The sequence below is a fragment of the Belnapia mucosa genome, assembly GCF_016775475.1.
GTDB classification, from domain to species: domain Bacteria; phylum Pseudomonadota; class Alphaproteobacteria; order Acetobacterales; family Acetobacteraceae; genus Belnapia; species Belnapia mucosa.
This window is the reverse complement of the sequence record NZ_JAEUXJ010000053.1, coordinates 1-7397: the sequence shown is the minus strand read 5'-3', so window position 1 is coordinate 7397 and position 7397 is coordinate 1. Positions and strand designations below refer to the sequence as shown.

The following is a 7397-nucleotide window of genomic DNA, read 5'->3' as shown; positions in this document are numbered from 1 at the left end:
AGCCACCGGCAGCCCCTTTGACCACCTGGCCGCCAGACCGCCATCACATCCGATTCAGTTATTCTGCGTCAGAACCTTAGCGTCGAATACGGACAAGTTGCACGCTGCGCCGCTTCGCCGATGTGCGATGATGCCGCTCCATTGCGCCTATCACTGCCGCGGTGGTTAACCGGGCGCCAGAGATCGTGTGGGAGGAATCGACACAAGATGAACACCATCAAGGACGCCATCAAGTCTGGTAAAACCGTAGTCGGGACTGCCGGATCTCCAAGCATAGACGTATCACTGCTGGCCGATGCAGGATTCGACTTCCTGCTGTTCGACACACAGCACTCGGCTTGGGAGATCAAGCAGCTTCAGCCGCCGATCCAGGCGATGCGGGGCAAGGAGACGGCGCCGCTGATACGAGTCGCCGCCAACGAAGCCTACCAGATTTGTTTCGCGCTCGATGCAGGGGCGCGCGGCGTCATCATTCCGATGGTGAACACCCGGGCGGAGGCAGAGGCCGCCGTACGCGCCTGCCGCTACTATCCCGTCGGCAACCGCAGCAATGCCGGAGTGCGCGGCGAGTGGGGCGAGTTCAAGACTTACCGCGACTATATGGATGCCGTTAACAAAGAGCTTCTTATCGTGCCGATGATCGAGACCAACCAGGCGCTGGAGAATCTCGATGCCATTGCCTCGGTGCCGGGGGTTGATGTTCTGCTGATCGGCCCGTCCGACCTGTCGATCGAGCTGGGGGTGCCGCTGGACTACGCGTGCGATACCTATCAGCGCGCGCTCGACAAGATCGCGGCCGCTGCTGCAAAGCACGGCATCGCCGCGGGGATGTATTTCATCCCGCCCGGGATGGACCCGAGTTTCTTCGTCCAGAAGGGATTCAAGTTCTTCACCATGCCCTGGGGTTCCTGGGCTCAGGCTGGCATTCGGAACGCCCTGGCCGAGATCAAGCGTTAGGTATGTGGTCCCATGCTTTGATGGTGCAGTCTTCTGCTTGGCATGGAGGGATGCGCTAGGGGCCAGGTAATCCACGGCTGCGTCCGCGCTGTCTGACGTTGCGATGTCGGCCAGCACATCGTCAAGCCGCAGCTCCAGCAGCTCGAGTGTCGTGTATCGCTGCTTCCATTTCGTTCCGCGCAGGGCTCCTGTTAGCTGGTGCAGGTGTGGTCAGCCGGCCAACGACCCTACCAGCTGTGGCCTCGCCTGCGCCGGCAAGGTGTTTCTCGCTCGCCGTTTTGAGTGCGGCGACCGCCGCTACAACTGGGCAGCGTGCCCATTGTTGCCGCCAAATCAGCCACAGACGCTCATGGTGCGGTAATCACACTCTCCGCTTCACTTCTTGCCTGACCAAAGCGAATGGTCCCTCCCACGCCGCGGTGAAAATCGGCGCGCCGCCTCGACCGGCTCCCTGGCGAGGCTCGGGCTCGTAGCACCCGGCTTCTCGGGTGCTGCACCAGGAGCCCCGAATATGGCCCTTTTCGACACCGCCCTCCGCGTCCTTACCGAGGCCGGCCAGCATGCCCTCCGGCTGGCCACGCCACCCAAGCACCTCCCGGCCGCCGCCTGCAATGCGGTGCTCCGTAGCCTGCTAAAGGGTGGCTACGTCGAGGAATGCCCCGCCCCCTTTCGAGTACATCGGCCTCGGTTGGCGCCAGCAGGACGGCGCTTGGAGCGCGCTCCGGGTGACCGACGCAGGGCTGCTGGCCATTGGCGCCGAGCCGCGGGGCCCCGCAGAGGCTGCCCTCGACACCGGCATGGAGGCTACTTCCTCGGCGGCGCCCGAGGAGGCTCACAGCACGCCGTCCGTAGAATTGGCCGATCCCGAAGGGCAGCAGGCGCCAGACGCCGCGGACGCTGCCTTCGAGGCCAATACGGCGGCGCCAGCATCTTACCACCCGCGCCAGCCTCCGCAATGCCGCCCAGCGCGTCCTCAGCGCCTGGGATGACGAGGTCAGCCAGCGCGCCGACCTGCCCGACGCCATAGCCTCGCTGCGCGGGCTCCTGCCCAAGCCCACACCAGCATCCCGCACCGCCGGCCCCCGCAAGCCGCACGAGGGCACCAAGCAGCAACAAGTCCTCGCCCTGCTGCGCCGGCCGGAGGGCGCGACGATCACCCAGGTTGCCGAAGCCACCGGCTGGCAGGCCCATACGGTCCGTGGCTTCTTCGCGGGTCCAAAGAAGCGCGGCATTGAGGTCAGCGTGCTGAAGCGAATCCGGCAAGTTGAGCCCAACAAGGTCGGCGCCAAGGGCAGCTACACCGTCTACCGCATCACCAAGCCTGGCTGATGTAGCCTGTGCGGCACCCCACTTTCCGCATTAGGCTGGATGTCTAGCGATACGCATCCAGGGAGGACAAGTGTATGGACGATGATTACAAGCTTGTTTTCTCAACCCTGAGTAAGCGCGCGACACGCGACGCGGTTACCGTCGACGTGCGGATCTACCGCGGCAAGGACGAAGAGGGGTGGCTGCTCGAGGTGGTTGACCACCTCGGCGGGTCGACAGTCTGGAATGATCGATTCCCGACCGACGTCGAAGCTCTGCAGGAAGCAATGGCGACCATCGAGGCTGAAGGTATTGCTTCCTTCGCCGCCGCGGAAGCGGAGAGCGGACCGCCTACCGTCCATTGAGGAGTCCGAGCTGCTCGCCTTCAGATCAGCTTTACGTTCCGCAGTGCAATCGTGTGCCTGCTGCGGAATTGGCCGCGTCCCCGGCGCGGCATCTGGCAGCAGAGCGAACGGCACACCGGCTGTCGCTGGAGTTTGAGCGACAGCACGAGGAGGACGTCACTGGCCAAACAGCACGGGCCAGGGCGCTCAACGAGATGGCGGAGCCGGTGCCGTCGGGTCGTGGTGCCTGGACGAACACGACGATAGCAAGAGGGCTGACGCGGGCGGCGGCCAAAGGATCAACAGGTTCGGCAGGATTCAGCTACGCCACCAAGGAGCCGACCCCATCCGTCACCTTCTCCCAGTCGTCGACATTTCGATCCTGCGGCGCGACCAGAAGATGCTCAACCCCGACTGCTGCGTAGCCATCGACTAACGCGCGCAGGACGCCACGATCCTGACCGTCCCATTGCACTCGCATGGAGATCGTGAAGTCCGCCTCGGGGCGCGCCGCTCGCAATCGTCGTACAATTGGGGCTGCTTCATCTGCCGACAGCCCGCTCCCATGCCAGCCGTCCCCGATCCTGATCGTCCGCCGCAAGGCTGGCTCTGAGCTACCGCCGAACCAGAGTGGAATCTGACTGACTGGCATCGGGGTCATGGTCAACTCTTTGATCTCGGCCGAGATGTAGCGGGTCTCGAACGTCACCGGATCCTCGGACCAGACGGCCCGCATCATGGCAATCCCCTCTTCAAGCCGCCTGCCTCGCTCCTCAAAGGGCACGCCAAGCGCCGAAAACTCCTCCTTCAGCCAGCCAGAGCCGGCGCCGAGAATAAGCCGTCCCTCGGAAAAGTTGTGCAGCGTTGCAAGCTCCTTTGCCAAAGGCAGGGGGTGGCGCATCGGCAGCACCAGCACCGATGTTCCCAGCTTGATCCGCTTGGTTACCGCCGCAGCCCAGGTAAGGGACAGGACAGGATCGAAGAACAATGGCGAGCGTGGGAATTTGGCACGCGGCACAATGATGTGCTCGCTGACCCACACGTCGGCGATGCCTAAATCCTCCGCGCGCTCGGCATGACGCCGTATCAGCGCCGGCACCGCCTGCTCGCCGGCGTGGGGCAGATGAATGCCGTACCTCATTGTGGTGCTACTTCCTTCCTGACCGCACCTGCATGTTCAGCGGTTCACTGCCAGGGGCGCAATCCTCGCTTCGGAGACAGCGCGCTCGGAGTTTTCGAAAGAGGGTATGGCGGCGTATAAGCGCAACATCATGTTAAGTGGAGAAAGTTCGATGGCCAAAGCATCGCCAGGCCGACCTCGCACACAGCAGGCCCAAAAGTTCAAGGCGCAGGACGCACCCCTGGAGACTCACGGTGACGAGAGCGCGGAGCAGCCGGCATTTATCAGGTCGCTAGAAAGTCTGAATATCGGCGAGCTTCGTCGGGTCATAGCCTTCGCTGAGGCTCGGATCAGAGAGCGCGAGGCGAGTGAGAAGGCTGCGACCCGAGATGAGCTACAGAAACTGGCTCAGGAGCGTGGGTTCAGCATGACCGACCTTTTCGGCGAGCTTGCTCCGCATTCCGCCACAAAGCGAGGCAGAAAATCTGGCGAAACAGGAAAGTCGGAGCGAGCGCCCGTCGAAGCTAAGTACAAAGGTCCTAACGGGGAACTGTGGAGCGGTCGGGGAAGAATGCCAAAGTGGCTCCATGCTGCTGAGGCAGAAGGCAAAACCAGGGAAATTTTTTTGATCAATCCCAAATAGCGAGCCGATATGAAGCACGCGGTGGAGTGCTGCCATTGCAAGCCGAATAGCTAGCCCGCTGGCGCAGCGTAGGCCTCTGCAAGTCGCGCGAGGGTAGTAAGCAGCAGCAGGTGCTCGCCATGCTGCGCTGGCCGGAGGGTGCCACCGTCGCTCAGATCGTGGAGGCCACCGGCTGGCAGGCCCACACGGTCCGGGGCTTCTTCGCTGGGCTGAAGAAGCGCCAGGGCATCGCGGTCGTGGTCGCCGAGTGGGTTCGGCAGGTTGGTCCCGCTAAGGATGGCGCCAGGGGCAGCTACACAATCTATCGCATCGCGGAGGCGGACTGATGCGGCCGGCTCGGAGCAGGTGGCGCTTGAGAGATGCCTAGCTGGCGAACAGCGGCTTTCTTGCTGGGTCCGCGACCACGCGCAGTTTGTAGCCGGGCAGCGGGTCACCGGGCTCATCGAGATGGCCAAATGCCGCGAGCCAATCATAGATTGCCGCTTCACTGGACGGCGCGGCGACGACTTCCCGCCAAATGAGGGGAAGGCTGGCATCCTTGGCGAAGGCCACATGCAGACCAAGCCAACGCAGCTGCACGTGTTCCTCTGTTTCAGAGACGATCAAACGGGTCATGTTTTCAGCCCCACTACATCGTGCTGGGACTGGATGCTGGGTGGTCACGGTTTCGCGAAAGTTACCGGGCTGCCTTGCTGGCGGCGGAATGTAAAAACTCCAGATGCAACGAATGTGCCTTGCCGCACCCACGGCGTCAGGTTTCAACCGACCGACCTACAGTCGCTGGTCGGCGTTGAACAAGGCAGAAGACGCCTCCTCACGAGCTATCGCGTCACATGCGCGGACACAGCGAGCCATTTACCGCCACGCCGCACCCAGACATCGGTGTAGCGACCATGCCGCTCGTCGCTGCTGGCCGTCTGATAGCGTGTGCGGGCGTGGATGAGGGCGACGTCACCGAACAGCCGGATCCGAACGTCTTCGGCGACGAGGCCTTTGATCACCACTGGACGCGCTGTCTGCTCCAGAAATTGGACCCGATCGATCAGGGTGCCGTCCGGATTTGAGCAGAGAAAATCACCGGCCAGCAACTCATCGAACCGGTGCACATCTCCATGCTGAACCGACTCGATTTAATCGCGGTTCAATTGGTGCAACATGTCGAGGTCGGCGTGGTCGCTGGATGCTGTCATTGTTCATCCTTTCCAACTCTGGTGCTGCGCCATCCCACTTTCCGGCACGGATCAAACCTACCGTGGCTTTCCCCCGTAGCGAAAGTCGTTTCAGGCCTCGGACGAGGCCGGTGCTAGCAGGAAATGTCCACCGGTTTCTCGAGTTTGAACTTGGAACGACGCAACTAAAGCGTCGGCGCTAAACTCCGCAGCGCCGAAGTCAGCTTCGCCACAGATGCGCGGCCGCCGACGGCGGGGCGCTCAACCAAGCCAAGCTTTAAGCCCTCCACAGGTTCCTCCTGGCTGTCTAATGCGACGACGTCTGGTGAGCGCACTGACCTTGCCACCACCATCGCCGCTGTTGACGTTTTCCTGGTGAGAAGCGCACCGGCACCGCGGACCGCTGGCACCTACAAGCCGCGCGAGGGCACCAACCAGCAGCAGGTGCCCGCCATGCTTCGCCGGCCCGAGGGCGCCACCATGCCCGGATGGCAGAGGTCATCGAGTCCGCCGAGCGGGTCCGGCAAGTCGGCCCGGGCAGAGACAGTGCCAAGGGCAGCTACACCGTCTAACGTATCGTCAAGGCCGGCTAGTGCCAGCTCAACGTTGCCCCGGCTCACGCTATGCGGTTGGTTCCTTAGACGGACCTCCCACGGCATCTTGTGGAAACACCCAGCCGACGGTGACGCTAATGTTGCTTAAGCATGGTCCTTTTCGTCCCGGTCATCGGTCTTTTAGTTTTGGCTATCTCGTCAAGTGCTCTGGCGAGCAACCCAGTGCCGTGGGCTCAGCATCGCGCGCTCTCACTACCTATTCCAATGGTTGTGGTCGGCACCCAGGAGACAGAAGCCGGAACTGCGAGAAGCTTCTTCCAGACCCTTGCCAGACAAGGCTTCGCCTGCGCTGCTGAGGACCACGCTCGGCGTACTATTCGACGCGTTCGAGTGGAGTGTAGGCGCGGTGACGAGCTATGGACGTATGAGGGTGGATTCCCTGTCGGCTATAATCAGGTGGTGTTCGACCGAGTTCATCGTAATGGAGTGCTTCTAGGTGGAGCCCACTTGCCCGCTCATGTGCGGGCAGTTGCAGCGACCGCCGCGGCGATGGCTACCGATGACACCGGACCTGCCCCGAACGCCGACGCATCGGTCCTGGGCTACCAAGCCGAAGCGCCCCACCCTGACCGGCTTTTGTCTCGACTGGCAAGAGCGGTGGCAGTTACGGGAGCGGAAGCCTTTCCATCAGGCTGTAACGATCTTCGCGGCGGACGGCCAATGCTATATCGCAATCCGCGGTACAGCTTTTCCATGACCTACCCGTCCACCTTTGCTCTCGATCCTGAGAGCGTGCCGGAGAACGGCGACAGCGCCCAGTTTCGGACCACCGACCGCAGTGCCACTGTTATAGTCACAGGTCTGCGCAACCGTATGCGCCAATCGCTGGGCGACCTGCTGCAAGACGCAAAGCGCGACATCATAGAGAACAGCCGGGGCACCATCACCTATGAGCGCGCCCCAGGCGGCTGGTTTGTCCTCTCCGGCCTAGCCGCAGGCCGCATTTTTTATCGACGGACATTCCTTTCCCAAGGCGGGAGCATCATTGCCACGCTCTGGATCGAGTTCCCGCGTCACATGCGCCCGTGCTTTGATGGCGCCGTGACCATGATGTCGCACTCATTCAAAGTCATGCCATAGATGCATAAAATTGCATTTCGTGCAGCCGCACCAACGAGAGCAACGCGCTGCTCCTTTGGGATTTACTGCACTAGGTGGTTTCTTCAGAGTCCATCCGGGATCATGTGGTGTTCTGACACAGCCTTCGGAGCATACGGCGAACGGAGGCCCACCGGAGGAAGG

8 protein-coding genes and 1 pseudogene are annotated in these 7397 nt (G+C 62.2%); 6 read left to right on the top strand and 3 right to left on the bottom strand.

All coding sequences use genetic code 11. From position 1 onward, the window contains the following. Positions 1-207 precede the first annotated feature (207 nt). From JMJ55_RS30120 to JMJ55_RS30110, 3 genes are all read left to right on the top strand, one after another. On the top strand, positions 208-957 hold the full coding sequence (locus JMJ55_RS30120) for an HpcH/HpaI aldolase family protein (RefSeq protein ID WP_202829298.1): 750 nt from the start codon (positions 208-210) through the stop codon (positions 955-957). Between the two features lie 861 nt (positions 958-1818). Continuing rightward, complete coding sequence (locus JMJ55_RS32280; protein ID WP_202829299.1) at positions 1819-2286, top strand: DUF3489 domain-containing protein; 468 nt, start codon at positions 1819-1821, stop codon at positions 2284-2286. 74 nt (positions 2287-2360) lie between these two features. Beyond that, on the top strand, positions 2361-2630 hold the full coding sequence (locus tag JMJ55_RS30110) for a hypothetical protein (protein ID WP_202829297.1): 270 nt from the start codon (positions 2361-2363) through the stop codon (positions 2628-2630). Between the two features lie 301 nt (positions 2631-2931). On the opposite strand, the gene JMJ55_RS30105 is transcribed toward JMJ55_RS30110, so the two are convergent. Further along, positions 2932-3750: a TIGR03619 family F420-dependent LLM class oxidoreductase gene (locus JMJ55_RS30105; protein WP_202829296.1), complete on the bottom strand. Its 819-nt coding sequence runs from the start codon at positions 3748-3750 to the stop codon at positions 2932-2934. Positions 3751-4156: 406 nt separating this feature from the next. On the opposite strand from JMJ55_RS30105, the gene JMJ55_RS32275 reads away from it, so the two are divergent. Together JMJ55_RS32275 and JMJ55_RS30095 are read left to right on the top strand one after the other, a co-directional pair. Next, on the top strand, positions 4157-4372 hold the full coding sequence (locus JMJ55_RS32275) for an H-NS histone family protein (protein ID WP_407927578.1): 216 nt from the start codon (positions 4157-4159) through the stop codon (positions 4370-4372). 95 nt (positions 4373-4467) lie between these two features. Next, positions 4468-4698 (top strand): annotated as a pseudogene (locus JMJ55_RS30095) (DUF3489 domain-containing protein); the annotation flags it as partial. Positions 4699-4735: 37 nt separating this feature from the next. Here the strand turns inward: JMJ55_RS30095 and JMJ55_RS30090 are convergent. Continuing rightward, positions 4736-4987 (bottom strand): hypothetical protein, encoded by a 252-nt coding sequence (locus JMJ55_RS30090; RefSeq protein ID WP_202829293.1) that lies wholly within the window; start codon positions 4985-4987, stop codon positions 4736-4738. A 206-nt stretch (positions 4988-5193) separates the two neighbouring features. Further along, complete coding sequence (locus tag JMJ55_RS30085; protein WP_328702809.1) at positions 5194-5502, bottom strand: nuclear transport factor 2 family protein; 309 nt, start codon at positions 5500-5502, stop codon at positions 5194-5196. Between the two features lie 1346 nt (positions 5503-6848). Here JMJ55_RS30085 and JMJ55_RS30080 point away from each other — a divergent pair. Continuing rightward, positions 6849-7235 (top strand): hypothetical protein, encoded by a 387-nt coding sequence (locus JMJ55_RS30080; RefSeq protein ID WP_202829291.1) that lies wholly within the window; start codon positions 6849-6851, stop codon positions 7233-7235. Positions 7236-7397: the final 162 nt, after the last annotated feature.

Coding starts and splice junctions, on each gene's coding strand:
- JMJ55_RS30110 (WP_202829297.1), top strand. CDS start 2,361: ATGGACGATGATTACAAGCTTGTTTTCTCAACCCTGAGTAAGCGCGCG.
- JMJ55_RS32275 (WP_407927578.1), top strand. CDS start 4,157: ATGACCGACCTTTTCGGCGAGCTTGCTCCGCATTCCGCCACAAAGCGA.
- JMJ55_RS30090 (WP_202829293.1), bottom strand. CDS start 4,987: ATGACCCGTTTGATCGTCTCTGAAACAGAGGAACACGTGCAGCTGCGT.
- JMJ55_RS30105 (WP_202829296.1), bottom strand. CDS start 3,750: ATGAGGTACGGCATTCATCTGCCCCACGCCGGCGAGCAGGCGGTGCCG.
- JMJ55_RS30120 (WP_202829298.1), top strand. CDS start 208: ATGAACACCATCAAGGACGCCATCAAGTCTGGTAAAACCGTAGTCGGG.
- JMJ55_RS30080 (WP_202829291.1), top strand. CDS start 6,849: ATGACCTACCCGTCCACCTTTGCTCTCGATCCTGAGAGCGTGCCGGAG.